The organism is Alkalimonas sp. (genome assembly GCF_020831925.1).
Classification (GTDB): Bacteria; Pseudomonadota; Gammaproteobacteria; order Enterobacterales; family Alteromonadaceae; genus Alkalimonas.
On sequence record NZ_JAFIFQ010000004.1, the window covers coordinates 39,289 to 64,649 of the forward strand.

Below are 25,361 nucleotides of genomic sequence, written 5' to 3' on the forward strand. Positions count from 1 at the left end.
ACCTACTAGGCTCTAAGCTTTGGGAATAAGGGTGGTTCGGATGGCAAACAAGCCTTGGAGCAACACATACTGGCTGCTGGCAGCGTTGTTTATTGTGATCATTGGCTGGTTTGCCAGCGGTGACTTTCGCAGCGCGCAGCAAAGTATGGATCCCTTTCAGCAACAGGAAACGCTGGCCCTGCCCAGGGTTGAAACCCGAATCAGCCGGGCTGAGCTGATGCAGCCTGAACTGGTGTTGCAGGGGCACGTTCAGCCTTTTCAACGCGTACTTATTCAGGCGCAATTGGAAGGCACCGTGCAGCAACTGCTGGTTGAGCAAGGGCAGACGGTAACCGCCGCCGCGCCATTGCTGCAACTGTCCGACGAGGGCCGGAGCCAACGACTGCTTCAGGCAGAAGCTTTGGTACGGCTGCGTGAAGCCGAATACCTAAGTGCTCAAAAACTGGGAGCCGAGCAATTTTTATCCCAAACCGAGCTTATCCGCCTGGCCAGTGAGCTGGAAAGCGCCAGAACAGAGCGCAGTCATGCTGAGCGACAACTGGGGTATACCAAGCCGACAGCTCCATTTTCCGGCCACATCAACCGCCGCATGGTGGAGGTCGGTGATTTTGTACAAACCGGCAATCAGCTGCTGGAGCTGGTCCAGATTGAACGGCTAAAAGTCAGTGCCCAGATCCCGCAACAGCAAGTGCAGCGGGTGCAGGCTGGCCAGCAAGTGCGGCTTACACTGCTGGACGGCAGCGCTTTGGATGCCACAGTGCATTTTGTCAGCCTGCAGGCCGATGAAGCTACCCGAAGCTTTTATCTGGAGGTTTGGGCCGATAACCCTGATTTATTAAGGATTGCCGGTGCCAGTGCCACCTTGCATATTCAATTAGCGCCAGAGACAGCACACCGACTGTCACCAGCTCTGTTGCAACTGACCCCGGATGGTCAATTGGCAGTCAGTGTAGTGGAAGCACAGCAGGTAGTTCGTTACCCGGTGCAGCTGCTGCAAGCCGACCCTCAGGGGATTTGGGTGACTGGCCTGCCCGAACAGATAGAGCTGATCCAGACCGGGGCAGGTTTTGTCCGGCCCGGCGATCAGGTGCTGGTTACAAGGACAACGGAAGACACAAGGACGACTGAATGAGAACCATTATTGCCAGTGCGATGGATCGCAGCCGTGCCAGCCTGATGTTGCTGCTGTTTTTGTTTATAGCCGGTTTCTACGCCTATCAAAGCATTCCCAAAGAATCAAACCCCGATGTCGCCATACCACTGATTTATGTCTCCATGTCGCTGGATGGTATCAGCCCGGAAGATGGCGAGCGGTTGCTGGTCCGGCCGATGGAGCATGAACTGCGCTCTTTGGAAGGCATTAAGAAAATGACCTCCACAGCCAGTGAAGGCCATGCTTCGGTGATGCTGGAATTTGACGCCGGTTTCAATCCGGATCGTGCGCTGCAGGATGTCCGGGTGCGGGTGGATGCAGCCCGGGCCAAACTGCCATCCGAAGCCAAGGAGCCTACCGTCAACGAAATCAATGTCGGCCTGTTCCCGGTACTGACAGTCGGTTTATCCGGTCCGGTCTCCGAAATGCAGCTGGTTAGCATGGCCCGCCAGCTCAAAGAGCAGCTTGAAGGGATCCCTGAGGTGCTGGAAGTGGATATTGGCGGTGATCGGGAAGATCTGCTGGAAATTATTGTCAATCCTCAAGTGCTGGAAGCCTATGAGCTGGATTACCTGCAGTTGTTTAATCTGGTGGCCAATAACAACCGCTTAGTGGCGGCTGGTAGCCTGGATACCGGCGCTGGTCGTATGGCCATCAAGGTACCAGGGGTCATTGAAAACCTGGACGATGTGCTGAACATGCCGATCAAAGCCGTTGGCCAGCAAGTAGTCACCTTTGGCGATGTCGCCAGCATCCAGCACAGTTTTAAAGATCCACTGGGCTTTGCCCGGATTAATGGCCAACCTGCCGTGGTGCTGGAGATTAAAAAGCGCAGTGGTGCCAATATCATCAGCACGATTGAGCAAACCAAAGCCGTGATCGATGAACTAAGCGCAGCCTTCCCACCGGACATGCAGATCAATTACATCATGGACCAATCCAAACAAGTCACATTGATGCTAAGTGATTTGCTAAATAATGTGCTGACCGCCGTCATTCTGGTGTTACTACTGCTGATGGCGGCCATGGGTGTCCGCTCCGCCTTGCTGGTTGGCATCACCATTCCCGGTGCTTTCTTTGTCGGTATTTTATGGATTTGGAGCCTTGGCTTCACCATGAACATCATCGTGCTGTTTGCACTGATTTTGGTGGCAGGCATGCTGGTTGACGGCGCGGTTGTCGTCAGCGAACTGGCCGATCGCAATCAACAGCAAGGCCAGAGTGCCAGGAAAGCCTGGCTCAATGCCGCGCACCGAATGTCCTGGCCCATTATTGCCTCTACAGCCACCACGCTGGCGGTCTTTGTGCCCTTGCTGTTCTGGCCTGGCATGGTTGGTCAATTTATGAAATATCTGCCAGCCACTGTGATCCTGTGTTTACTGGCTTCCCTGGCCATGGCTTTGGTTTTCTTACCTGTAATGGGCGCTATTTCTGGCAAAAGCCAGCATCAGCACCCAACTCAGGTAAGCAAAGGTGGGCGCTTGTACCGCCAACTTCTGGCTAAACTACTGCACTACCCTGGCAGCACCTTCTGCGGCATGCTGGGCTTTATCCTGCTGATTTATGCAGCTTACTCCCAATGGAATCATGGTGTTGAATTTTTTCCGGCGGTAGAGCCTGAATCCGCCCAAGTCTGGCTGCGGGCACGTGGCGATTTATCGGTGCAGGAAAAAGATGCGCTGCTACGCCGGGTGGAAAACAAGCTGCAGGGCCTGACCGAAGTCGAAGCCCTCTATGCCCGCTCCATGGCATCGGCAGGCGGTGAACTGGGTGCGGATGTGATTGGCACCTTGCAATTTCAGTTTATCGATTGGCATCAACGCCGGCCAGCAGCGGCTATTTTGCAGGATATGCGGCAACTGACTGAGCATATACCAGGCATCGTACTGGAATTCAGACAGCAGCAGGCGGGCCCTGCGGCCGGTAAACCGATAGAACTGCAGGTCAGTGCTCAGGATCCGGCCCAGCTCGATGCTGCCATCGACAGCCTGGTACGGCGCATGCAGCAACTGGGTGGTTTTATCGACATTGAAGACGACCGCAGCCTGCCCGGCATTGAGTGGCGGGTCGAGGTAGACAGGGCCAATGCCGCCCGCTTTGGCACCGATGTGCAGGCGGTGGGCAACGCCGTCCAGATGATCAGCAATGGCTTGCTGTTGGCCAAATACCGGCCTGAATTTGCCAGCGATGAAGTGGATATTCGGGTTCGCTTTCCGGAATCCTGGCGCTCGCTGACCCAACTGACTCGTCTGACACTGCAAACGTCCTATGGGCAGGTGCCGCTAAGCCACTTTGTCCAACTGGTACCGGCGCCAAAAACCAGCGTCATTAAACGCATCGACGGCAACCGGGCAGTGACCATCAAAGCCGATTTAGCAAGCGGCTATCAGGTCAGTGAGCGCTTAAAAGCACTGCAAGAGTCTCAGTTGGAACTGCCTGATGGCGTTTTTATCCGCACAGCAGGCGAAGATGCCGATCAACAGGAAGCCGCCGCCTTCCTGATCAAAGCCTTTATCAGCGCTATCTTTTTAATGATGATGATTTTGCTGCTGCAATTTAATAGCTGGTATCAGACACTGCTGGTGTTATCCGCTATTTTGTTTTCTACCGCCGGCGTATTACTGGGCCTGCTGGTAAATGGCCAAAGCTTTGGCATTGTGATGGTGGGTATGGGCATCATCGGACTGGCCGGCATTGTGGTCAATAACAACATCGTGTTGATTGATACCTACAATGGCATGAAAGCACAAGGCATGTCCGCCTTAGAGGCAGCGCTGGAAACCGGCTGTCTGCGACTGCGGCCAGTGCTTCTGACCTCTTTAACCACGGTATTGGGTTTAATGCCGATGGTGCTGGCAGTGAATGTGAATCTGCTGGAGCCCAGCCTTGGTTTTGGCGCACCATCTACCCAGTGGTGGACTCAATTATCCAGCGCCATTGCCGGTGGCTTAACCTTTGCTACCTTGCTGACGTTATTTTTAACCCCTTGCATGCTGGTGCTGGGCGAAAAACTACGACCTGGTAAAGCAAAGGCTGATTCACCTTGAGCAGAGCAGCATCAAGATGATTCCTTTTGCTGTGCCTGTTGCTGCCACATGCGGGCGTACTCGCCTTGTTGCGCCAGCAGCTGCTGGTGAGTGCCTTGCTCAATCACCCTACCGTGCTGCAGCACGACAATACGATCAGCATCGGTAATGGTTGATAGCCGATGCGCAATTACCAGGCTGGTGTGCTGGCTGGCGACATCACGCATGGCCTTAAGAATGGCTTGCTCAGCCAGCGAGTCCAGCGATGAAGTGGCCTCATCGAATACCAGGATAGGTGCACCTTTCAAAATGGCGCGGGCAATCGCGATGCGCTGTTTTTCACCGCCGGACACTTTCAGGCCCCTTTCACCCACCAAGGTCTGATCGCCCTCTGGCAAGCGGCTGACAAAATCACGTAAATGCGCCATATCGATGGCTTTATCGACCTCGGCTGCGCTGGCGGCAGGTTTGGCATAAAGAATATTGTCGCGAATACTGCTGTTAAACAACACCGTATCCTGCGGCACTATGGCAATGGCCCGGCGCAGCGATGACAATGTCAGCTGGCTAATATCCTGCCCATCAATCAAAATCTGTCCTGCATTCAATTCATAGAAGCGATACAGCAAACGGGCAATGCTACTTTTACCAGCACCGGATGCTCCGACAATGGCTACCTTCTGGCCAGCGCTCACCTCAAAGCTAAGGTCATTCAGCACAGGTCTCCCCTGCTGATAAGCAAAACTCACGCGCTGAAAGCAAATAGCCCCACCAGCTATCGTCAACTCCGCAGCATCGGCTTTATCGGCGATACTGGGTTTGCGGGTGAGTAATCCCAACATATTTTCCAGATCGGTTACCGCCCGGCGGATTTCCCGGTAGACGAAACCAAGGAAGTTCAATGGCATAAACAGCTGCAGCAAATAAGCATTTAACATCACCAGCCCACCGATGCTTAAGGTGCCGGCCACTACTTCTGTCACCGCCAACCACATCAAAGCGGTCATAGCCAACGCAATCAGTAGCGCCTGCCCCGAATTAAGCACCAGCAGACTCAGTCGGTTCTTCAAACGGGCTTGCTCCCAGGTGGCCAAAAATCCATCGTAAATCCTGGCTTCATGCTGCTCGTTGTTAAAATATTTCACCGTCTCATAATTGAGTAAACTGTCGACTGCCCGGCTATTGGTGGTGTTATCGGCCTGATTAGCGGCGCGGATAAAGGCATTGCGCCATTCGGTGATAAATACCGTAAAAAAGATGTATAAACCAACGGCCAGCAGCATGATCAACGCATAGACTGGCGAAAACAGCAGGCTGAAGATCACGGCAACTGCCAGAATCTCCAGTAAGGTCGGCACGATGTTAAACATCAAAAAGCGCATCAGAAAACTCAAGCCATTGGTGCCACGCTCGATATCACGGCTGATCCCTCCGGTTTGCCGGTCCAAATGAAATGACAGCTCCAGGCTATGCAAGTGCTCAAATACTTTTAAACCAAGCTGACGCATCGCATGCTCAGTCACCCGGCCAAATAAAGCATCCCGCACTTCCCCTAAGAACACCATGGCAAAGCGCAGCAAACCATACAACACTACCAGGCCAACCGGGATCATCAACAACTGCTGACGCTGCCCATCTACCGCGTCGACAATTTCTTTTAGCGCCCACGGCATCAGCAACGTCGCCACTTTGGCTGCGACCAGGCAGAGCAAAGCCAGCAATACCCTCCCCTTAAACGCCATTAAATAGGGCCAGAGCGTCAGCACACTTTGTCGCAACGACATGGCATAACTGCGTTTGGATGGTTCCGTCTGTTTGGCGGCAGAGCGCATTCCACGCATCAAATTCTCACTTCAATCAAGAGACAGCTGGCAGCCAAGGTAAGAGGTATCGGTGCGGATCTCAACTGAAAAGTACAACAAGTTGCCCGGCAGACGTTACCAACCAGCCTGACGCAGCCGGCTGGTAACAGCATAGGTTGAGGTGCCGGCTACAACCAGGGCAGCTGCTGGCTTCGGTTTTGCTCGTACAAATCAATCTGCGGTGTCAGCTGTTCGCTGCAACCGATAAAATCCAGACCGAGCAACAGCCGTTGTTTGGCATCGGCATCGATGTCGAATGAAAAACGCACACCATCCTCACAGCATAACAGCTGCTGCTCCAGGTCAATGCTCCAAACCAGCTCGGGTTTACGGCTGTGCTGAAACAGTGTTTCGATCGCATCGGCGTCTAAACGAATCAATAAGATGCCATTATTCAGGCTGTTGCTGGCAAAGATATCGGCAAAGCTTTCGGCAATGATCACGCCAAAACCATACTGTTTTATCGCCCAGGGCGCATGCTCACGGCTGGAACCGCAGCCAAAATTGCGCCGACTTAACAGCATGGAGCACCCCTGATGCCGTGGCTGATTCAGCACAAAATCCGGGTTTGGCCTGCCATCGGCCAGATAGCGCCAGTCAAAAAACAGCGCATCGGCAAAACCATGGCGCTCAATCGAGGTTAAGAACTGCTTGGGAATGATCTGATCAGTATCGACATTGTTTTTATCAAGCGGACAGATACGCCCACTGGCAAAAATAGTGCTCATCAGCAGTCTCCCCGGCTAATATCTACAAAGTGCCCTGCAATGGCAGCAGCGGCAGCCATCGCCGGGCTCACCAGATGAGTACGGCCCCCCCGCCCCTGGCGACCTTCAAAGTTTCGGTTGCTGGTCGCGGCGCAGCGTTGACCTGCCAGCAAACGATCGTCATTCATGCCAAGGCACATGGAGCAGCCGGGCTCACGCCATTCAAAACCGGCGGCAATAAACTGTTGGGCTAAGCCTTCTGCTTCGGCCTGACGTTTCACCCGGCCTGAGCCTGGCACCACCAGGGCGCGCACTCCGGCTGCGACTTTTCGTCCTTTAATCATGGCCGCAGCGGCCCGCAAGTCTTCCAACCGGCTGTTGGTGCAGGAGCCAATGAACACCACATCGACCGCGGTGCCGCCAAGCTGTTGGCCAGGCTGCAGCCCCATGTAGTTCTGGGCACGCTGCGCTGCCTCTTGTTTGGCACTGTCGGCAAAGCTGTCCGGTGCCGGTACCGGCTGATCAATGGCGATCACCTGCTCCGGCGTGGTGCCCCAGCTGATCTGCGGTTTGATGCTGTCGGTGTTTATCTGGATCTCTCGGTCAAACACAGCATCCTGATCGGAGTGCAACGTCCGCCAGTAAGCAACCGCCTGCTGCCATTGTTCGCCTTTGGGGGCATTGGGTTTATCCTGCAAATAGGCAAAGGTGGTGTCATCCGGTGCAATCAGCCCGGCTTTGGCGCCCAGTTCAATGCTCATATTACACAGAGTCATTCGCCCTTCCATGCTCATCGCTTCAATGGCACTGCCACAAAATTCTGCCACGTATCCAGTGCCACCAGCCGTGCCCAGCTGGCCGATCACCGCCAGCGCTATGTCTTTGGCACTTACCCACGGAGCAAGCGGGCCATCCAGCTGGATCTTCAGTGTTTTGGCCGGCTGCTGTGGCAAAGTTTGGGTTGCCAGTACATGCTCCACTTCCGAGGTGCCGATGCCAAAGGCCAAAGCACCAAAGGCGCCATGGGTAGAGGTATGGGAATCGCCACACACAATGGTCATGCCCGGCAAGGTGTAGCCAAGCTCAGGGCCAACCACATGCACAATACCTTGATCCGGATGGGTTAAATCAAGCAGCGTAATGCCTTGCTCATCGCAATTGTGTGCCAGAGCTTCCAGCTGAATTCGTGAGGTCTCACCTGCGGCATCCAGGGTTCGCCTTTGGGTGGATACATTGTGATCCATCACGGCCAGCGTCAGCTCAGGCTTTCGCACCGCCCGTTTGGCTTGCCTGAGGCCGGCAAAGGCCTGGGGCGAAGTCACTTCATGGATAAAGTGACGATCAATGTACAACAGATCGGTGCCCGCATTCAGCGGCGCTACCAGATGGCTCTGATAAATTTTTTGGTATAAGGTCAGTCCCATTCAGAGCGTCTCCTCACGGTAATGGCTGATATCGGCCAGGATGCTATCTGCCGATAAGACGGCATTGATGCCATGCAAATCGGTCATGCTATCGGCCAGGCTTTTTGTTTCGCCCTGCTCGGCCAGGTGTTTCAGCAACTGCTGAGCCTGCGGAATAAAGCGGTTTAATAAGGATGCCGGAAATAATGCGATCTGGTAGCCAAGCGCTGCCAGCTGCTGGCGGCTGTGTACCGGGCTATTGCCCCCTTCCACCAGGTTGTGTACCAGCGGGATCCTGCCGGCAAATTGCGCACTGATGCGCTGCATCTGCTCGATGCTGTGCGGCGCCTCGATAAAAAGCGCGTCCACGCCAGTGGCCAGGTAATGTTCAGCCCGCTCCAGCGCATCGTCAAAGCCGGTTACCCCAAGCGCATCAGTGCGCGCCACAATCAGCGTATCATGCTGCTGACGCGCATCCAGCGCGGCTTTGAGCTTGCCAACCATTTCCTGACAGGAAATGACCTGCTTACCACGCATATGGCCGCAACGCTTGGGCATCTGCTGATCTTCAATTTGCAGCGCCGAAGCGCCCGAGCGCTCCAGCAGGCGCACGGCACGCTGCGTGTTCAGTGCATTGCCAAACCCGGTATCCATATCCACCAGCAAGGGTAAATCGACAGCTTCGCGGATTTGCGCTACACACTGGGCCAGTTCACTCAGGCTTACCAGGCCCAGATCCGGTTTACCAAGCCGGCTGAAAGCAACACAGGCACCGGAAACAAAAGCAGCAGAAAAACCAGCCTGGGCTACCAGTTGCGCCGACAAGCCATCGTAGACACCGGGCAGGCTCAGCGTATTGCCGGCTCTGAGCTGCTGTTTTAGCGATACAGTCGTCATGCTGCCCTACTCCGGCAAGGCACTATGTTCTGCCAGCAAAGAGCCAAAGCCCTGAATACGATCAGCAATGCCATTGCTTCGCAAGGCATGCCAGAAGGTCAGGGCGTTGATAGCCAGCACCGGTTTCCCCAGCTCTTTTTCCAGTTGCGCTGCCAGTTCGACAAAGTACAGATTGGTGCCGGCCTGCAGGATCAGATCGACATCATCGCCATCCACCTGCCGCACCAGCTGACGGGTTTTACCAAAGGATTCATGCGCAATTTCAACCGGGCCCGCTGAACAATGGCCAGCAATGCGCACTACCTCATAACCTATATCTGCTAAAAAGGTGACCACCTGGTTGTCACCCACCGGCATGTAAGGCGTCACCACGGCAATCTTCTTCACCCAGGGGTAGCATTTAAGCGCATCCATAATGGCCTGAGCGCCAAAGGTGACATTGCAGCCGCCCACTTCCTGAGCAATGGCGTTGTAACGGGCAAACTCCCGATCCGAGCGTTGTTTGCCGTCCCAGAAGGTTTCGGCCGAATAGCCAAAAATGACGTGATCGGGCCGGCAGGTCAGCGCATCGCGTAAGCCCTGCTCGGTAGCAGCCCCTATCGCCTGGACCATGGCAACAAATTCGTCTTCATTGGTCACCTTAAACGGTGGGATCACGCAACCACGGGTTGCCAGCACCACGCCTTCTGGCCGCATTTTATTGTATTCCAGCTCCACCGCCGTATTGGTGGAGGGCACCAACACAGCAAACTTTTTTCGATAGCCGTAGTAATCAACACTCATGGTAAAGGTTCCTGTTCGGTAAGGGGCAGACGGTCTACCGGCTGCTGGCTATGGATAAAGGCCAGGCTGTGCGCGACCAACTGCTCGATCTGCTTATTGCGACTTTGCAAACCGCTTTCGGTATTCAGCGCATCGGCAAAGTAGCCGTACTGCCAATGATTGGCGGCCGGCAATTCCATAAAAAGGGTATTGCCCGGAAAGCGCTGGCGGTAGGCCTGTATTTTTTCCGGCGTGGTTTGACTATCCAGCGCCGCACTCAGCGACAGGGTTGGCACGGTCAGTGCACTCAGATCAGACGCCGGGTAAGATGCCCAAAACAGCAAACTACTCAGTTGCTCTGGCTGTCGGTTGGCATAGGCCGCCGCCGCAACCCCACCCAGTGAATGGCCAATCAGATGCCAGCGTTCTATCGCTGGATAAGACGCCATCACCGCATCGGCCTTGTTCACGCCCAAAAACGCAGTATTAAGTGGCATCGGCACGATCACTGCCAACATGCCCTGCTCGGCAAAATGGCGCATCACAGGGGCAAAAGTCTCGGGCGCAGTTTTACCGCCCGGATAAAAAATCACCCCGTCGGTCGGCTGCTGCGCTTTTGGCACAAACTGGTACCAGGGCGTCTGACTGACCAGCACCGCATCATCCGACAGCAAAGCCTGCTGGGTGCGGTCCTGCTGATAGGCAAAGGGGATACTCATCCAGACAGCAACCACCAGCGTTGCCAACAGTAGAAGAGCCAGTAATCCCCAGAGCAATTTTTTCAGCATAACGCCTCCGGTTACCTTAATACTGCCGGGTCTCGGCAATTTGTTGCTGGCCCATGCGAAGCTCTATCATGCGCTCTACTTCCTCAGCACCAAATACCTTCACCGCCAGTTTATTCATTGGATCGCGTCGGTAACTCATTTCACGGATAATATGATCCTGTTGCTGCAAGCTCGCCCGCTCACCTACCGGCACCGGGCTGGCCGCATCCAGCCAGCCAAGCCAGCGATCCACTTTCTCGTGCAAGTAGTTTTCAAATACCGAGATGTTCTCATGGCTCAACTCACCCATCAGGCTCTGGGTCGCCGGGTTGTTTAAAGCGCGCATATAAGGACCATGACTGACCGACCAATGGAAATTGGGGTTACTGCGCAGCTTCAGGTACCAGTCATTCACCTCGTCATTGAAGTATTTGTCCAGGTAGTCGACATTCGTCAGCAGGTTGCGCCGCGGTGTGTAATCACAGTAACAAAACAGATGAGGCACAGTGCCAAAGACAATCACCAGATGCGGCACATCGGTTTGTTGATCAAGAAAAGCCGTGGTGTTCATATCCAGAATGCTGGCCTTGCGATTGCCTATCCAGGAGTTCACCAGCCAGTCCACTCCCGGGCCGGACCAGGCCTGATAACTGCCTTCCCACTCACCATTTGGCGAGGTGTAATAATCGCGGTCAAAGGTTGAAGGATGCTGCTGCAGCTCTGGAAAACGTCGGGCTATTTTGTCTTTTAATGCGGTCAGGATCCCCCAGCAGCGGCGCCAGTACTCAGTGACATCCACATTGGGGTTCTCTGCCAGAAACTCATCCAGGGTTTTGGTTTCTTTATGATTTGACATTGTTTTCTCCGGATTCAAAGGCCATAGGGGCTGAATTTATCAGCAGGCTTGCGAATACTGCCTTTCAGCAAACGCAGTAAGATTTTGGTACGCGACAGCCAGGCTATCTTTTGACCGCTTTTACGGCAACGCAACATGGCATCCACCAAGAATGGTGCCACGGTTTCGGGTTCATCGCAGACCAGGTTGGCAAGCGGCGGCGGCGCTCAAAGTTAGCCAGATCCGCTTTGGACTCCCGGATCACGCCTTCGGTGATGATCATGCCTGGCCGGATCTTGCCAACCAGCACACCGCTGCCAGCAAGCTCCTTGGCCAGCGCATCGGTAAAGTAATCCAGTGCCCGCTTGGTACTGCCATAAATCCCCATGCCGGCAAAGTACTCGCCATCGGAGCCGCCCCCCAGCATGGTAAAAATCTTGCCCTGCCCTTGCTGCTGCATCCACTTTGCGGCTACCCGGCTGCATTGCATGGTGCCCAGCACATTAGTAGTTACCATGCTTTGCAGAGCAGTCTGCGTGGTATCCAGAATGGACTTAGTAGTATTAGCAAGGCCGGCATTGTTCAGCCAGATATCCACCCCACCCATGCAATCCAGCGCTTTTGCCAGCAAAGCTTCTACCTGCTCAAGCTGCTGGATGTTGCAGACCGTGGTATAAAAGCGTTGATGATCATAAGCTGCCGCCAACGCAGCCAACTCGTCTTTATTCTGCCCGCACACCAACACCTGATGACCACGTCGCCAGAATTCATCGGCGATGGCGCGGCCAATGCCCTTGCTTCCACCTGTAATAACGATACGCATCAGTTACTCCACCCAGCGGGCATTCGGATCCGGCTGCTGCACCCGAAAACCAGTGGCATACAACTTGTCCGCTGATATTTTGCGGTTTGGTGCCAGGATCTGCCCTGAATAGGTTAATTCCGGCCAACCGTGGTGCCGGCAAATTGCATCAAACACCTGTTGATTGCTGTAAGGCACCCGCTCGTTATCGCAGACGTTGTAGATGCCGCTCAGTTGCTGTTCAATCGCATGCAACACCGAGCGCACCACATCATCAAAGTGAATGGCATACAAAGGCGCATCGGCCGAAAACACCGTCTTGCCGCCAAAATAATCCAGTGCCATCCGCACCCGGGCCGGAAAATCCAGATCGCCCGGGGCACCATACATATCGGGGTAACGCAGCACGCAACCGCTACGATGCTGCAGCACCGCCTGCTCGGCGGCCTGATAATACTTTGATGAAGGTTCATCGTGATTGGCGGTCGGCGTATTTTCACTGATGGGATCCGTGCCGTTCCCCCCATCGCCGTACACTGAAAAAGACGATAAAAAAATCACCCGCTGGCAGGCGGCAGCTGCATGCCGACAACTCAGCTCCAGCACCTGATGATAATGGGTTTCACGCTCTTCACGGGTACGGGTCTGCCGGACATTAGGAGCCACAGTGACAATGATCAGATCACAGCCTGCGGCGGCTTGCCTCAGCTTGTCGCTTTCTTCCCCTTTCAGCACATGCACCGCATCCACCAGCTCTGAGAGGGCCGCAACTTTTTCCGGGCTGGTAGTACTACCGGATACACGATGTCCCTGTTGTTTCAGAGCTTTGGCCAACGCTTTGCCAATGTGACCCAAACCTAAAATAAAACAATGCATGGCACCCCCTCAAGTTATATTGTAATATCATTATATCATATAGCAGTTTGACCGAGATACAAGACCTGATGAACGCCTTGATGACAAAAAAATTGCAACATTACCTGCTGGGCCTGCAACACGTCGGCTTTGTGGTTGCCGATCTGGAGCAAGCCTTGCTGGACTGGCAGCGTATTTATGGCCTTAGCCCGCAGCAAATCCGCCGGCCTGAGGGGCTGCCCATGAATGCACCGGTGCAATTTGCCTTTATTGACCTCGCCGGCCAGGAGTTTGAACTGATGCAGCCGCTGGCTGAGCCCTTCCTGAGCCTGCTGCTTGGCTTAAAAAGTGGCCAGGCCGGCATCAATCATCTGGCCTGGCGGGTACGGGACTTGTCATCCGCGCTGGCTACTTTAGAACAACAAGGGATCCATGCCGGCTATGTCACAGCAGATGGCCCGGTGCAGTATGGCACTAAGCGCATGCTGTATTTGGATCCGGCCACCACCGCCGGTCAACTAATAGAACTGATTGAACTCATCGATACCAGGGAGCCAGGCCATGTCTGATGCGATGACACTGTTGCAGCATGCCTTTTCAGCGCTGTCGCCAGCGATAGAATGGCAGCAACAAGGGGCCTATCAGTATCAACTGAATGGCCAGCCCACCGATATTCAGGAGCCCTGGCGGCAAGGCATCAATGCCAAAGGAGAGCGCATTATTCAAAGCCTGCGCTCCAGTGCACAGCACCAGATGCTGCTGAAAGTGCACTGGCAGCAACAGCCGCACGGCCAAAGCGCGCAGCTGTTTTGGCAAGATGGCACAGCCGAGCCGATTTCCGCCTGCTACCAGATCGAAGCCGAACGCTGGCATTGCCAGTTAGGCAACCGTCAGCTGAGCGGCAGCCAGGCTGCACCCTGGCACTTTTTTCCACTGCTACGGGTATTTAGTGGTGCTATGGTGCTGGCTTTGCAGCAGCCTCAGCCGCTGCTGCTACCGGATATCGAGCAGATTACAGCACCAGAAGATAAGCTGAGGCCTATATGGGATCATCGCCAGAGCCGCTGCATCAACCCATCCGCAGCACAACGGGAGTTTGTGCTAAGCGGTGGCCATTACCGGGAAGACAATGCTCGCTTTTTCCTGAACCAGGCAGGCCTGCTGCAGCAGTATAGCTGGCAGCAAAGCCCTGACGTTTGTTGGGAGATAACCCTTGCCCAAAGCGCTGACTGAGCCATCACCACCCTGGCTATTGCTCTGAAGAAGGCTCAGCAAACAGCTCCCGCTTACGAAAGCTGGCCATCCAGAAGCGACAAAGTGCTTTGCCGGTGGTCAGCCAGGCCACCTTGCTGCCAGAACGGTTGGTTTTTAAAATCTGCTCTACCAACCAGGGGGTCACGGTTTCCACTGTGTCACCCAGAATATTGAAAATTTTACGCGCTTTATGCCACTGTTCCGACGCTTGATCGTAGTCATTTACCAGCAAGTCCGTCACTACTATGCCAGGGCTGAGCGCATTGACCTGCACAGCGGTATCTTTGACTTCTTTTTGCAAGGCTTTGATCAGATAAGTCACAGCACGCTTGGTCGCGCCATAGGCAGCCATGCCAGGCTGAGTCGCACCGTTGCTGCCAAAACCTTCCATATTCCAAATTTGACCGCCGCCCTGCGCCTGCATTTCACGGATACACAGCTGATTGGCCAGCAAGATAGCCGTCAGATTGGTCTGCACAATACGTTCAAGATCGGCCGGGCTCTGCTCAGCCAACGGCTTACGCGTTATGCTGATGCCGGCATTGTTGATCCAGATATCCACCCGGCCAAACTGAGCGACCGCAAAGTCCCACAAGCTCTGCAGCTGGGTGGCATCCACCACATTGCAGGCCTGACCAATCACCTCGGCACCATCGAATGCCTGGCTCAACTCCGCCACGGTCTGATCGACCTGCTGTGGATCACGCCCGCAAATCACCACCTTGCAGCCCTGGCGCAGGAATTCAGCGGCCAGGCCACGGCCTATGCCACGGGTACTGCCGGTTATCACCACATTTTTCATGACATCCCCCTTAAATATTGTTATAACATTAATACAAATATAGCGATGCTTTGCAAGTACAATTTTTCAGCGATAAGGAGTGATATTGCATGCAATTCCCGGAAGGCAGCGTCGGCCATACTCTGATGCAAATGCGTGGGATCTGGCACGATAGCGTGGAGCTTTTTGAACTGGATGGCCGGCCACTGTCCGATGACACCGAAGCCGGCAGCGGCACACCTGGCTCATCCCCTTTTGACAATCTGGTCTATCTGGATTTCGACGGGGAGCAGTTGTGGCTAACCAATGTGCACTTTCGTGGCCGGCCGGCTGTAGCCAAAACCTTTAAAGGCCAGCTGCGTGATGGCTTGCTGGTGTTTGATCCGCTGGGTCCTGGAGCCTATGAGAATGTTGGTGTCTCGGGAGGTGCAGGCATTCTGACCTTCAATGCCCGCCAACTGGGGCCTGGCACCGATGTCTACATGGAGCCGGATTTCATTCTGCTGACCGCACCGGGGCAGCGGATCCGTCACACCGTGTTGTATCGCGATGGCCAGGCAGTTCGCACCCTGACCGCCAAAGGCACCCGGCTGTCGCCCTGTTGCAAACAGCGGCATGCATTGGATCCGCGCGGCCCGAATGGCCCTGTGCATGAAACACCCTTTCAATCGTCGATTTGGCAACACCTGAGCCGATAAAAAAACAGGCTGCACCAGTTAAGGTGACTGGGCAGCCTGCTTCAAACCGTATCAAAGCTAGTCCACAATCGACTCGGTGGCATTGGCAGAATCGGTAGTCAGTTCGGAGACTTCTTTTTCAAAAGCTTTCAGCGCCTGCGGCTGTCTCACTGGAGCCACAGTAGGCATGGCCTCAAACACCCACTTCTGCCCATTTTCCCGAGCCTCGCGCCTGGCTGGTGAAGGGATGGTAAGCACAGTGCGGCCTTTGAAACTGTCCCGCTTATCCAAATCGATGTGCCAGCCCTTCTCTTCTATCAGCTTACGCCGTGCCATGCGAAAGGTACTCATAAACTTATCCGATTTCACCGAAACTTCATTGGCCAGTGTTTCCGGCAAGTAATACGGATTGGATGCCTCAACGATGCGGGCATCTTCTTCCAAAATGGTCACCAACCGTCTGTGTGAGCTTTTATCAAAGATTTTAAACTTCATAAAGGAGCGGAACTGCCAGGCAAAGGTGCGGGTGGTGTGCTCATCGACCGGGGTATTGGCATCAAACATCACAATTTGCCAGCCTTCGCGCAAATCGATTTGGATCCGAACTACCATGCCCGGCAATTGCCATTCCGGATGCACCCTGGTTTCCTGCTTGTCTTTGCGGATCAGTTTACGCCAGCCCAGAAAGCCGCCCTTTAACTGCGGCGGAAACATCACATTGGTAGAGCGACCCCACCATTCGTGTTTTTCCACATTGTCGATGTAGTTATCCGGCGCTGTGCTGGGATAGCCAAATACCGGGTGCACAAAAGAGGCATGGGCAATATCAATGCCATTTTCCACCACCCGGGACGCTTCAGCCTTCCAGGTAAACTCGGCTGGCAAACCGCGCCAACCCGGATCGCCGTATTGCGGCAAGTCTGGAATGGGATAGCGTTCCTCTTCCGGCAAGTCGCCCATAAAGACCCAAATCATGCCGTAACGTTCTTCGACCGGATAAGCATCCACCCTAAACCGCGGTGGTACCTGGAAATCCGTGCCCTCGGATGGGATTTTCTCACACTTGCCTTTGCCGTTGTATTCCCAGCCATGGTAGGGGCAGACCACACAATCACGCTTTTCATTCAACCAGCCACCCGCCAGCGCCCCGCCCCGGTGTAAACAGACATTGGCCAGGCATTGAACTTTGCCGGTTAAATCGCGGAACAACACCAGATCCTGCCCCAGCACTTTGGTTTTAACTGGCTTGTCCTGCACGGTTTTGGACCATTCGGCCACATACCACAGATTGATAATCATGTACCTTTCCCCTTCTTGACGGATGACTAAACACTATTGATATATGTTTAGCTCAAACTTATGGTTCACTTATACCAGTGATTTTTGCTCAAGGGAATGCCTAATTGGCATTTGCTATTGCTATTTTGATATATTAATATAACAATATAACTTCTGATAGCAAGACAACCGGAAATCATTATGGCAGAAAAAGTACTTAAATCCGTGATCGAGCTGGTCGAGGAAAACCCATCCGTCAACAACAGAGCCGTATTTGAGCGCTTATGGGGCATTACTGAAAAAATGATTGCCCGTATTCATGCCCGCTTTGATACTCAGCCGGATCCCTGTTGCAAACAGTTTCAGGACTACCGCAACCTGTCCGAGCATGCCGGCGAAGGTAGTTTACAAGCCTACAGTGGCAAAGAGATTGACTGGCTGATCCATTCTTACATTGGCTCACCAGAGTCCAGCTTTACCAATATGCACATTACCATCAGCCTGGGGCCGCAGTATTTGGTGCCCAACTTTGGCTTTGCGCTTGGCACCATTCCGGACTTGTTCCTGTACATGGATTACATTCCCCGTACCGATTTACTGCTGGACATCGACTATGCCGATAAATACTACGAAGCCGTGAACGAGGAGTTTTTGCAATTGCAGGCAGACTCACGCTTTCGCCCCTTTATCAGCCGCGATCTGTACACCCGGATAGCGATGACGCCTACGGCGGTCGGCTACTGTGCCGATCCGGATCCAGCGGTGATTGATCTGGTAGAACGCATCGCCAATCAGCGGCTGGATCGCTGGCTGGACTGGGTCGATCAGGCCGAGCAAACGCCGCTGGAAATCCGCCAGCAATTGATGGCACGCGATGAGCAAATCCGTCGTAATATCTGCGAACGGGATCCGGCCAATAATCTGGCAGCAAAGCTGTTTGGTGAAGAAACCGCCAAGCAAATGGTTGCGACCCTGTGGGGTGGCAACCGCACTCTGCCACGGCCGGATGGCAGCGGTTAAGCCGAAGGAGACCCGATCATGTCTGTTTATCAGGTCTGGGAATGTCAGGTTTGTGGCTGGGTGTACGATGAAGCCAAAGGGGCACCGGCAGAAGGCATAGCGCCCGGTACCCGCTGGCAAGACATACCGGACGACTGGCTCTGCCCGGAGTGCGGTGTAGGTAAAGAAGATTTTGAGATGGTCGCCAGAACCCTGGCGCCTGCCGCAGGCCCTATAGCCGAGCAGGCACAGACTGCGAGGCAGACACAGCAGACACCGCCACTGGTGATCCTGGGTACCGGCCTTGCTGGCTACAATCTGCTGAAAACCTTGCGCGAGCAAGGCTATCAGAGCTCCATCCTGCTGATCACAGCCGATGATGGCAGTTACTACGCCAAGCCTCAGTTATCCACCGGCTTTGCCAGGCAAAAGTCAGCCGCCGAACTGGTGCAATTCAGTGCCGAGCAGATGGCCGAAAAATACCAGGCCGACATTCTTATTTTTAGCCGGGTCGAATGTATAGTGCCGGCAGAAAAATACCTGCAACTGAGCACTGGTGGCCGCATCTCCTACCAGAGTCTGGTGCTGGCCTGTGGCGCCAAACCGGTGCAATTGTCGCTGGCTGGCAATGGGTTGCAAGGGGTGCATGCTATCAATGACTTAATGGATTATGCCCGCTTTCGTACTCTGGCCGCTCAGAAAAAACGCATTCTGGTGATGGGTGCCGGTCTTATTGGCAGTGAATATGCCAATGATCTGGCGCAGGCTGGTTTTCAGGTCGATCTGGTTGACCCTCTGCCGGGCCCCTTACATAGCTTAGTACCTGAAGTCGCCAGTCAACGTCTGGCCGCCGCTTTTGGTCAAGCCGGCATCAACGGGCACTACAACTGCACGGTGCAATCGATTGAACAGAACCCGGCAGGCCTTCAGATCCAATTAAGCAATGGCGAGCAGCTGGCCGTCGATCTGGTGCTGTCCGCCGTTGGAGTCAAGCCCAATACCCAACTGGCACAAGCCGCCGGTCTGGCTGTTCATCAAGGGATCCAGGTGAACCGGCAACTGCAGAGCTCCGAGCCGGATATTTATGCCATCGGTGATTGCGCCGAAGTGGCCGGCCTGGTCCGGGTCTATGTTCAGCCCTTGCTGGCTCAGGTCAAGGCATTGGCCAACACCCTTAGCGGCACACCAACAGAAGTCAGCTATGGCGTGATGCCGGTCAGTATTAAAACCACCCTGCATCCGGTGGTGGTTAACCCACCACCAGCCGGGGCAACCGGACGATGGCAGTGCGACAACGACAGCGACCAGGGGGTTTGCGCCCGCTTTATCGGTGCCGAAGGCCAGTTACTGGGGTATGTCCTGACCGGGCAGCACACCAGTCAGGCCGCCAGGTTCAATCAACAATGTCCGGCCCTGCTGCCGGTATCATGCTAACAAACGGCAGCGCCGCCGTTTTTGGATAGACACTAACAAAGGTATTCTTTATGTCTGAACAGCAGCCCAGTAAATTTCAGCAAGCCATCACCGGAGAATGGCACGGTATCCCATCGGTATTTGATGCCGACGGCAATCACACCGGCTTTAATAAAGTCAACCGCGCCAGTGTGTTTGAAGGTGATCGCACCACCTACTGGATGGAAACCGATTTTCGCAACAGCGGCCCGCTGCGCAATCGTTTTGATACCGCCGGCGCTCGCTTTGAGTTTGGCGTCATCGACAGCGACAGCAATCGGGTTTACTGCGGCCCCGATTTCATGGGCTCAGGCCGCCCTTATGGTTTATTGGTCGACTCCAACTATTACTCGCCCGGTTGGAATACCGACTTACGTACCGTCAATCTGATCCTGCCGAAGCACGGCTTGCAGGTCTATTCCTCGCAACTGTTCGAAGCAGATACCCTGGTGGCGGTCTTCAATGGCCTCTACGTGGTAACACAGGATCATGCCAGCAACCAGGATACGCAGGCTTTTGTCGATAGTTTCCTGCAGCAGGAGCAAGCCAACGCCAGCAAACCTTTTATCCTGCCGGTAAAACATGCCGGACAGTGGCGTGGTGAGTTTGAAGTCTATAACGATAGCCAGCAGCTGCTTGGCAGCTGCGCTGTGCTGATCGATTACACCCCACTCTCGCTGACCAGTGCTGAGGTGACTGTGCATCTGACCGGTGCCATTGAACGAACCTTTAGTTACCGTCGCAGCCGTAACAATCAGGTACACCGCTTTGAAGGACCCGATGTCTATGGCAATGGCCGCGCCTATGGCCGCTACCTGTGGAGCACTCAACACTTTTATGGCGAAGCCTTCAAACTGAAAAGTCGCGACACCCTGCTCGATCAGCAAGGCACGCTCTGCTGTGTCTGGAACTTCTATGCTGGCGGCAAGGAGCAGCTGACCGCCTTTGGGGTACTGGACTGGCATCAGGGTGAGCAAATACTACAGGCTCGTTATGTTCAACCTTAAGCTAGCCAAGCGCTCAAAGGAGAATTCTAATGAATTACCCAAGCTTTGACAGCCGTGATTTTCGCCAGGCCTTAGGGCAGTTTCCCACCGGAGTCACCATTATCACCTGCAAAACCAGCGCCGGCGAGAACGTCGGCATGACGGCCAGCAGTTTTAACTCGGTGTCGCTGGAGCCGCCACTGGTGCTCTGGAGTATTGCCAAAGGTGCCTGGTCACTGGCCGCTTTTGCCGAAGCCAGGCACTTTGCCATTCATGTGCTGGCAGCGCATCAACAGGAGCTGTCCAATCAGTTTGCCCGCCAGGGAGCCGATAAGTTTCATGGCATCAACACCGATGAAGGCTTAGGGGGTGCGCCCTTATTGCAGGATTATTGCGCCCGCTTTCAATGCCAGATGCTGCATCAATACGATGGCGGCGATCATCTGATCCTGGTCGGGCGGGTGCTGGATTTTTGCAGCAAACCACAAGCCCCGCTGGTTTTTCACAGCGGCCGCTACGCCAGGCTGGAAGAGGCTGCCGTTGTCATTTAATCGCAAAAAAGCCGTGCCCCACTGGCACGGCTTTTTGCAAGAAACCGTCTTAAACATTTCAGGCCGCTTAACTAGCGGTTGGCAAAGGCCTGAAACGCCTGCTCCATTTCATCGATACCGGCTTTGACCGCCTCAAACTGCATCATCTGCGACCACCAGTCCTGTAAGGCCGCTTGCTCCGCCAATAAATCGCTGTCATGCCCTAGCATTCGGGGCAAGGCCAGTACAAAGTACAGCACAGGTACTAAGGCAATATCGGCCAGATCCAGCCCTCGCTCAGCCAAAGGCCCGGCCTGGCGCCAAATCACATTGGCTTTAGCCAGTTCCTGCCTGAGCAAAGCCAATTGCGCTGGCACATCGACCTGCTGGCGACCCAGCAAGACGCTAAACAGCGGAAAAGCAGCCGGAGCCAGCTGGGTATCGGCAAAACGGCCCCGCGCATTCATTTGTGCTTGCAACCAGGGATCTTCAGGCTGAAAGGATGGTGTATTATGAACACTTTCCAGATACTGCATAATGCTCCAGGACTCGGCCAGACACTCGCCATCCTCCCGCACCAGCACCGGGATCTTGCCGTATGGATACTTGCGGACAAAGGCCGGTGTGCGCAATGGCACATCCGGTGGCTCAATGGCAATATCCAGCTGCTTTAAGCGGATCAGGGTCCGGACCCTGGTAGCGTAAGGTGACAAATCAGAACTGAGTAATTTCATGGCGTACCTGTCATCAAAGTTGGATTAAATGCGTACCGATGGCTGCATTGATCAGCAAGCCCAGCCAGATGGTGTACACATACCATCTGGCTTTGGCCAGCGCCTGCTGCATGCTGCGATCAGACTGTGGCTGAATGCCGTGCTGAATCATCTGTTGCCAGGCCTGCATAAAAGGTTTTAACGCAAGGCGAATGCCAAGGCCGCACCCAACCAGGCCAGCAAACACCGTGAGCTTGACCGCCATCCGGGCTGTCAGCCAGGGTTCGGCCAAAAGCACCGTAGCAGCCAACAGCAAACACAGCCCTATCACGACACAGCGAAAGACGAAATCAAAACGGCCCAGACCCGCCAGCCAGGGTTTTCCCTTCACAAAGTGCAACACCAGCACCATGGCAAACCAAAACAGACCAATCAGCCAGACGAGCAATACCATACTGGCAGGAAGCTGGATCATGCCAAGTACAGCGCCTAGATGGAGACCGCTCGGTAAGATCAACGGCATGCATAAACGCGGCCCCTGATCCACACCGAGCATAATGTTGAGCGCTGTCGAGCGCTGGGCAACCGTCAGATCGGCACGTGCCACAAAGCGCGACGCGTAAAAGGTTCCAAGATCGCCGCCCAACCAATACACGAACAGCAACAAGTGAATAAAATTCAGCAGTAAAATTTCAGACATCAATAAAGGACCTTTCTGATTGAACTGACCCCAGAGCCAGACCGTAAGCCAACACAGGATGCCTGTTGTTGTAACACAGTGCCCCTGGCTCCTTATTGACAAAGGGCAAAACTAAATAAAAGCCTGGCTCCTGCAGCAAAAAGTCGACTTTGATACGGTTCGGCGCTAGCCATAATTGAATTATTGTTATATCATTTCTTGGTTATCACCTGTCGTACAAAGACGGAAAAACTTCAACACAAGGAAAATTATCGGTTATGACTTTTGAAGAGCTGTTAGCTGACTCAAGACTCAAATCCGCACTTTGGGAAAATGTGCCAACGCCTTTGTATCACCAGGTGTACCTGTATTTAAAAGAAAAAATACACCATGGCGATATCCCACATGGCGAAAAGATGCCCACCGAGCATCAGCTGTCGGAGGCCTTTGGCGTATCCCGCATTACCGCCAAACGAGCTATGGATGAGCTGGCAGCCGAAGGCTATATAGTGCGGCAACGCGGTAAAGGCTCCCATGTGGCTTACAAACACAGAGCCGAGCATTTGCAGGCCCCATTGAGTGCCTTGCTGGATAGCCTGAAAGTGATGGGCCAGGAAACTGTGGTCAAATCGCTGACCTTTGCCCGGCTAGTGCCGCCGCTGGATATTCAGGAGCGCTTTGGTACAGGTCCTGATCAGCCACTGATCCAGTCGGTCCGGCTGCGTTATGCCGACAACAAGCCTTTTGGTTATTTTGTCAGCTGGACGCGCGAAATCGGCGAGCTTTATACCGAAGAGAATATCTGCAAAATGTCGCGGATTGATATTTTCCGTAAATCGGGCATTGCGCTGGATAAAGTTGAGCAATCGGTCACTGCCACCCTGTCGAACACCGATACCGGCGCTTATCTGGAGGTGCCGGTGGGACGTCCGCTGCTGGTGCTGGATCGCTCCATGTTCGATGACAGCGGCCAACTGATTGATCATATGTATGCGTTGTACCGGCCGGATCAATACCAGTTCGAAATGCAATTTTCGATGAAATAACACCAGCAACAGGAGTTTGTATGACGGCACGATCGCTTTTTCTTGGTAGCTGCCTGGCAGCCGGCAGCCTGCTTGCCAGCCCGTTGCTGCTGGCGGACACTTTGTATTTGCATGTGCAAGGCATTGCTTCTGATCAAGGCCAGGTGGTGGTGCAGGTGTATGACTCCGAACAACATTGGCTATCGGATAAACCAGAACACATGGTGCTGCGTTTCAAGGTTGATGCCGCTGAAGTGGTTAGCAACCCAAAGCTGGCTTTGCCCCTGCCCTATGGCCGTTATGCCATCCAGGTGTTCCAGGATTTAGACAGCAACGGCAAGTTGCGCACCAACTGGCTGGGTATTCCGCGTGAGCCTGTCGGTACCTCCAACAATGCCACAGGCCGGATGGGCCCTCCAAAGTTTGATGATGCCAGCTTTGAATTTTCTGCAGAGAATCCGGAGCACAAACTGGATATGGTCAATATCTAATCCCAACAGCTTATTTTGGATGAAAAAAAGCCCCTGAGATTTCGACTTCAGGGGCTTTTTGTTGCTGTGGTTGGTTATGGGGTTGGTGCATCCTGAACAGCCATGGCGGTATCGTCCGGCGCCGGTTTTTGATAAGGCACCACCTTGTGGCGCACCATCAAACCCCAGATACAGACCAGCAAGGCACAACAACCGATAAAGACGAAGGGGCCGGAGTAATCCCAATGGTCAAACAGGTAACCACCCACCAGGCTGGAGACCAGAATACCCACAGCGCCGCTTAAATTAAAAATACCAATCACAGCACCACGCTTTTCCGCCGGAGTTTGCTGCGCAATCAGCACGCCCGAGGTAATGATGGCGCCAATTTCACTTAAACCAATCAGCACCACCACCAGCAGCATGGCGTGGCCAAAGGGATCGCTAATCAGGTAAGTGCTGGTGTAGCCGACAAAGGAGATGAAAAGCGCAATAATCAATGCATTCACCCGGGTAATCTTATCGGTCAGGATGCCAAAGAAGGGTGCTCCCAATAAAGCCACGCCCTGGGCGATAGCTACAATGATGCCGGCTTTTTTCAGCGCATCTGCCGGGCTCATGCCGGCATCAGCCACTCCGTAATTCGACAACCACAGCGTCATAAAAGCACCGACGATGGTCAGGTTGGCGCGCGAAACAAAAGCCCCGCCATAGGCCAGAGCAATGCCAGGATCACGGCCAGCTTTAACACCATTCACCACCATGGTCAGTAAAGGCAGCTTTTCACTATCATGGGTGGAAGCGCGTGACTTTAACCCCAACCAGGAAAACACGGCCAGCACCACCGACAGCACCACCACCAGGGTATAGGTACTCAAGCCGGATTGCATCGCATCCTGGCCGGCATTTTGGAACACTTGCGGCATACGCAGCAACACAAACAATGCGATCACAGCACCAAGGCCGTTGCAGATGCCCTGAAAGCCAGCAGCCTTGCCGCGGTTTTCATCGCGGGCAAAATCGGCCAGTAAGGTCACGATCATGCAGGTAGCCGCGGCAATACCGACACCATAAACCACCCGGTACATAAGCAGCTCAGTCACACTGCCGGCTCTGGGGTACAGATAAAACGCCAGACCGACCAGCAAGAAACCCATGGTCATCACAAAGCGACGGCCGATTTTGTCGGACACGGCGCCCCACAAACCAACGGTCGCAATAATGGCAATCTCACCGGCAAAGTTTAGTTTGCCTGTCAGCACCCCATGTTCAGCCCGTGGAATATTCATCATTTCACTGAACAAAAATGGCTGAAATGCATTCATAAAGGTACCGAGCAGAATTGATGCCAGGCAAGTCAGGTAAAACACCATCATATTGCCGGAGGAGACCCCTGGATTCACTTTTACACCCAAAAACGATTTCATTTCCTGTTGCATAGGACCTTC

25 protein-coding genes are annotated in these 25,361 nt (G+C 54.1%); 11 read left to right on the top strand and 14 right to left on the bottom strand.

Annotated features, from left to right (window positions below):
- Positions 1-40 precede the first annotated feature (40 nt).
- Both JJU14_RS02450 and JJU14_RS02455 read left to right on the top strand, forming a co-directional pair.
- Positions 41-1,132 carry an efflux RND transporter periplasmic adaptor subunit gene (locus tag JJU14_RS02450; RefSeq protein WP_228611015.1) on the top strand — a complete coding sequence of 364 codons (1,092 nt, stop codon included), beginning with the start codon at positions 41-43 and terminating at the stop codon, positions 1,130-1,132.
- Positions 1,129-4,200 (top strand): efflux RND transporter permease subunit, encoded by a 3,072-nt coding sequence (locus JJU14_RS02455; RefSeq protein ID WP_228611016.1) that lies wholly within the window; start codon positions 1,129-1,131, stop codon positions 4,198-4,200. The genes JJU14_RS02450 and JJU14_RS02455 overlap by 4 nt, the downstream gene beginning before the upstream one ends.
- An 11-nt stretch (positions 4,201-4,211) precedes the next feature.
- Here JJU14_RS02455 and JJU14_RS02460 read toward each other — a convergent pair whose 3' ends face one another.
- The 9 genes from JJU14_RS02460 to JJU14_RS02500 form a co-directional block, all read right to left on the bottom strand.
- A complete protein-coding gene (locus JJU14_RS02460; RefSeq protein ID WP_228611017.1) occupies positions 4,212-6,020 on the bottom strand; it encodes an ABC transporter ATP-binding protein/permease in 1,809 nt (602 codons plus the stop codon).
- Positions 6,021-6,169: 149 nt separating this feature from the next.
- Complete coding sequence (gene leuD, locus JJU14_RS02465; RefSeq protein ID WP_228611018.1) at positions 6,170-6,769, bottom strand: 3-isopropylmalate dehydratase small subunit; 600 nt, start codon at positions 6,767-6,769, stop codon at positions 6,170-6,172.
- Positions 6,769-8,172, bottom strand: coding sequence for a 3-isopropylmalate dehydratase large subunit (leuC, locus tag JJU14_RS02470; protein WP_228611019.1), 1,404 nt, complete (start codon positions 8,170-8,172; stop codon positions 6,769-6,771). The genes leuD and leuC overlap by 1 nt, the downstream gene beginning before the upstream one ends.
- Positions 8,173-9,048, bottom strand: coding sequence for an isocitrate lyase/PEP mutase family protein (locus JJU14_RS02475; protein WP_228611020.1), 876 nt, complete (start codon positions 9,046-9,048; stop codon positions 8,173-8,175).
- 6 nt (positions 9,049-9,054) lie between these two features.
- The gene (locus tag JJU14_RS02480; RefSeq protein WP_228611021.1) at positions 9,055-9,831 is read right to left on the bottom strand and encodes an arylmalonate decarboxylase; all 777 of its coding nucleotides are present in this window, start codon (positions 9,829-9,831) and stop codon (positions 9,055-9,057) included.
- Positions 9,828-10,598 (bottom strand): alpha/beta hydrolase, encoded by a 771-nt coding sequence (locus JJU14_RS02485; protein WP_228611022.1) that lies wholly within the window; start codon positions 10,596-10,598, stop codon positions 9,828-9,830. Before JJU14_RS02485 ends, JJU14_RS02480 begins: the two co-directional genes overlap by 4 nt.
- A gap of 16 nt (positions 10,599-10,614) precedes the next feature.
- Complete coding sequence (locus JJU14_RS02490) at positions 10,615-11,433, bottom strand: hypothetical protein (RefSeq protein ID WP_228611023.1); 819 nt, start codon at positions 11,431-11,433, stop codon at positions 10,615-10,617.
- A gap of 103 nt (positions 11,434-11,536) precedes the next feature.
- Positions 11,537-12,235, bottom strand: coding sequence for an SDR family oxidoreductase (locus JJU14_RS02495; protein ID WP_228611024.1), 699 nt, complete (start codon positions 12,233-12,235; stop codon positions 11,537-11,539).
- A 3-nt stretch (positions 12,236-12,238) separates the two neighbouring features.
- Positions 12,239-13,090 carry an NAD-dependent epimerase/dehydratase family protein gene (locus JJU14_RS02500; RefSeq protein WP_228611025.1) on the bottom strand — a complete coding sequence of 284 codons (852 nt, stop codon included), beginning with the start codon at positions 13,088-13,090 and terminating at the stop codon, positions 12,239-12,241.
- Between the two features lie 80 nt (positions 13,091-13,170).
- Here JJU14_RS02500 and JJU14_RS02505 point away from each other — a divergent pair, with 80 nt between their 5' ends.
- Both JJU14_RS02505 and JJU14_RS02510 read left to right on the top strand, forming a co-directional pair.
- Entirely contained in the window at positions 13,171-13,638 is a 468-nt protein-coding gene (locus JJU14_RS02505) for a VOC family protein (RefSeq protein ID WP_228611026.1), read from the top strand.
- Complete coding sequence (locus tag JJU14_RS02510; RefSeq protein ID WP_228611027.1) at positions 13,631-14,302, top strand: hypothetical protein; 672 nt, start codon at positions 13,631-13,633, stop codon at positions 14,300-14,302. The genes JJU14_RS02505 and JJU14_RS02510 overlap by 8 nt, the downstream gene beginning before the upstream one ends.
- Positions 14,303-14,318: 16 nt before the next feature.
- On the opposite strand, the gene JJU14_RS02515 is transcribed toward JJU14_RS02510, so the two are convergent.
- A complete protein-coding gene (locus JJU14_RS02515) occupies positions 14,319-15,125 on the bottom strand; it encodes an SDR family oxidoreductase (protein ID WP_228611028.1) in 807 nt (268 codons plus the stop codon).
- A gap of 89 nt (positions 15,126-15,214) precedes the next feature.
- Between JJU14_RS02515 and JJU14_RS02520 the strand changes: the two genes are divergently transcribed.
- Complete coding sequence (locus JJU14_RS02520; protein ID WP_228611029.1) at positions 15,215-15,802, top strand: hypothetical protein; 588 nt, start codon at positions 15,215-15,217, stop codon at positions 15,800-15,802.
- A 57-nt stretch (positions 15,803-15,859) separates the two neighbouring features.
- Here JJU14_RS02520 and JJU14_RS02525 read toward each other — a convergent pair whose 3' ends face one another.
- The gene (locus JJU14_RS02525) at positions 15,860-17,080 is read right to left on the bottom strand and encodes an aromatic ring-hydroxylating dioxygenase subunit alpha (protein ID WP_228611030.1); all 1,221 of its coding nucleotides are present in this window, start codon (positions 17,078-17,080) and stop codon (positions 15,860-15,862) included.
- A gap of 180 nt (positions 17,081-17,260) precedes the next feature.
- Between JJU14_RS02525 and JJU14_RS02530 the strand changes: the two genes are divergently transcribed.
- Genes JJU14_RS02530 through JJU14_RS02550 form a run of 4 tightly spaced genes read left to right on the top strand, consistent with a single transcriptional unit; the run spans position 17,261 to position 21,047 of the window.
- The gene (locus JJU14_RS02530) at positions 17,261-18,079 is read left to right on the top strand and encodes a red chlorophyll catabolite reductase (RefSeq protein WP_228611031.1); all 819 of its coding nucleotides are present in this window, start codon (positions 17,261-17,263) and stop codon (positions 18,077-18,079) included.
- An 18-nt stretch (positions 18,080-18,097) separates the two neighbouring features.
- Complete coding sequence (locus JJU14_RS02540; RefSeq protein WP_300976133.1) at positions 18,098-19,492, top strand: FAD-dependent oxidoreductase; 1,395 nt, start codon at positions 18,098-18,100, stop codon at positions 19,490-19,492.
- A gap of 50 nt (positions 19,493-19,542) precedes the next feature.
- On the top strand, positions 19,543-20,517 hold the full coding sequence (locus JJU14_RS02545; RefSeq protein ID WP_228611032.1) for a hypothetical protein: 975 nt from the start codon (positions 19,543-19,545) through the stop codon (positions 20,515-20,517).
- Positions 20,518-20,546: 29 nt separating this feature from the next.
- The gene (locus JJU14_RS02550) at positions 20,547-21,047 is read left to right on the top strand and encodes a flavin reductase family protein (RefSeq protein ID WP_228611033.1); all 501 of its coding nucleotides are present in this window, start codon (positions 20,547-20,549) and stop codon (positions 21,045-21,047) included.
- A 71-nt stretch (positions 21,048-21,118) separates the two neighbouring features.
- Here JJU14_RS02550 and JJU14_RS02555 read toward each other — a convergent pair whose 3' ends face one another.
- Together JJU14_RS02555 and JJU14_RS02560 are read right to left on the bottom strand one after the other, a co-directional pair.
- A complete protein-coding gene (locus tag JJU14_RS02555) occupies positions 21,119-21,760 on the bottom strand; it encodes a glutathione S-transferase family protein (protein ID WP_228611034.1) in 642 nt (213 codons plus the stop codon).
- A gap of 13 nt (positions 21,761-21,773) precedes the next feature.
- Positions 21,774-22,439, bottom strand: a complete 666-nt coding sequence (locus JJU14_RS02560) for a hypothetical protein (RefSeq protein WP_228611035.1) — start codon at positions 22,437-22,439, stop codon at positions 21,774-21,776.
- A gap of 257 nt (positions 22,440-22,696) precedes the next feature.
- Between JJU14_RS02560 and JJU14_RS02565 the strand changes: the two genes are divergently transcribed.
- Complete coding sequence (locus JJU14_RS02565; RefSeq protein WP_228611036.1) at positions 22,697-23,464, top strand: GntR family transcriptional regulator; 768 nt, start codon at positions 22,697-22,699, stop codon at positions 23,462-23,464.
- A gap of 20 nt (positions 23,465-23,484) precedes the next feature.
- Positions 23,485-23,934: a DUF2141 domain-containing protein gene (locus tag JJU14_RS02570; RefSeq protein WP_228611037.1), complete on the top strand. Its 450-nt coding sequence runs from the start codon at positions 23,485-23,487 to the stop codon at positions 23,932-23,934.
- 74 nt (positions 23,935-24,008) lie between these two features.
- Here JJU14_RS02570 and JJU14_RS02575 read toward each other — a convergent pair whose 3' ends face one another.
- Entirely contained in the window at positions 24,009-25,352 is a 1,344-nt protein-coding gene (locus JJU14_RS02575; RefSeq protein WP_228611038.1) for an MFS transporter, read from the bottom strand.
- Between the last annotated feature and the right edge of the window lie 9 nt (positions 25,353-25,361).

Coding starts and splice junctions, on each gene's coding strand:
- JJU14_RS02500 (WP_228611025.1), bottom strand. CDS start 13,090: ATGCATTGTTTTATTTTAGGTTTGGGTCACATTGGCAAAGCGTTGGCC.
- JJU14_RS02570 (WP_228611037.1), top strand. CDS start 23,485: ATGACGGCACGATCGCTTTTTCTTGGTAGCTGCCTGGCAGCCGGCAGC.
- JJU14_RS02575 (WP_228611038.1), bottom strand. CDS start 25,352: ATGCAACAGGAAATGAAATCGTTTTTGGGTGTAAAAGTGAATCCAGGG.
- JJU14_RS02475 (WP_228611020.1), bottom strand. CDS start 9,048: ATGACGACTGTATCGCTAAAACAGCAGCTCAGAGCCGGCAATACGCTG.
- JJU14_RS02495 (WP_228611024.1), bottom strand. CDS start 12,235: ATGCGTATCGTTATTACAGGTGGAAGCAAGGGCATTGGCCGCGCCATC.
- JJU14_RS02525 (WP_228611030.1), bottom strand. CDS start 17,080: ATGATTATCAATCTGTGGTATGTGGCCGAATGGTCCAAAACCGTGCAG.
- JJU14_RS02530 (WP_228611031.1), top strand. CDS start 17,261: ATGGCAGAAAAAGTACTTAAATCCGTGATCGAGCTGGTCGAGGAAAAC.
- JJU14_RS02510 (WP_228611027.1), top strand. CDS start 13,631: ATGTCTGATGCGATGACACTGTTGCAGCATGCCTTTTCAGCGCTGTCG.
- leuC (WP_228611019.1), bottom strand. CDS start 8,172: ATGGGACTGACCTTATACCAAAAAATTTATCAGAGCCATCTGGTAGCG.
- leuD (WP_228611018.1), bottom strand. CDS start 6,769: ATGAGCACTATTTTTGCCAGTGGGCGTATCTGTCCGCTTGATAAAAAC.
- JJU14_RS02520 (WP_228611029.1), top strand. CDS start 15,215: ATGCAATTCCCGGAAGGCAGCGTCGGCCATACTCTGATGCAAATGCGT.
- JJU14_RS02450 (WP_228611015.1), top strand. CDS start 41: ATGGCAAACAAGCCTTGGAGCAACACATACTGGCTGCTGGCAGCGTTG.
- JJU14_RS02505 (WP_228611026.1), top strand. CDS start 13,171: ATGACAAAAAAATTGCAACATTACCTGCTGGGCCTGCAACACGTCGGC.
- JJU14_RS02460 (WP_228611017.1), bottom strand. CDS start 6,020: ATGCGTGGAATGCGCTCTGCCGCCAAACAGACGGAACCATCCAAACGC.
- JJU14_RS02455 (WP_228611016.1), top strand. CDS start 1,129: ATGAGAACCATTATTGCCAGTGCGATGGATCGCAGCCGTGCCAGCCTG.
- JJU14_RS02490 (WP_228611023.1), bottom strand. CDS start 11,433: ATGTCAAATCATAAAGAAACCAAAACCCTGGATGAGTTTCTGGCAGAG.
- JJU14_RS02565 (WP_228611036.1), top strand. CDS start 22,697: ATGACTTTTGAAGAGCTGTTAGCTGACTCAAGACTCAAATCCGCACTT.
- JJU14_RS02485 (WP_228611022.1), bottom strand. CDS start 10,598: ATGCTGAAAAAATTGCTCTGGGGATTACTGGCTCTTCTACTGTTGGCA.
- JJU14_RS02555 (WP_228611034.1), bottom strand. CDS start 21,760: ATGAAATTACTCAGTTCTGATTTGTCACCTTACGCTACCAGGGTCCGG.
- JJU14_RS02560 (WP_228611035.1), bottom strand. CDS start 22,439: ATGTCTGAAATTTTACTGCTGAATTTTATTCACTTGTTGCTGTTCGTG.
- JJU14_RS02550 (WP_228611033.1), top strand. CDS start 20,547: ATGAATTACCCAAGCTTTGACAGCCGTGATTTTCGCCAGGCCTTAGGG.
- JJU14_RS02480 (WP_228611021.1), bottom strand. CDS start 9,831: ATGAGTGTTGATTACTACGGCTATCGAAAAAAGTTTGCTGTGTTGGTG.
- JJU14_RS02545 (WP_228611032.1), top strand. CDS start 19,543: ATGTCTGAACAGCAGCCCAGTAAATTTCAGCAAGCCATCACCGGAGAA.
- JJU14_RS02515 (WP_228611028.1), bottom strand. CDS start 15,125: ATGAAAAATGTGGTGATAACCGGCAGTACCCGTGGCATAGGCCGTGGC.
- JJU14_RS02540 (WP_300976133.1), top strand. CDS start 18,098: ATGTCTGTTTATCAGGTCTGGGAATGTCAGGTTTGTGGCTGGGTGTAC.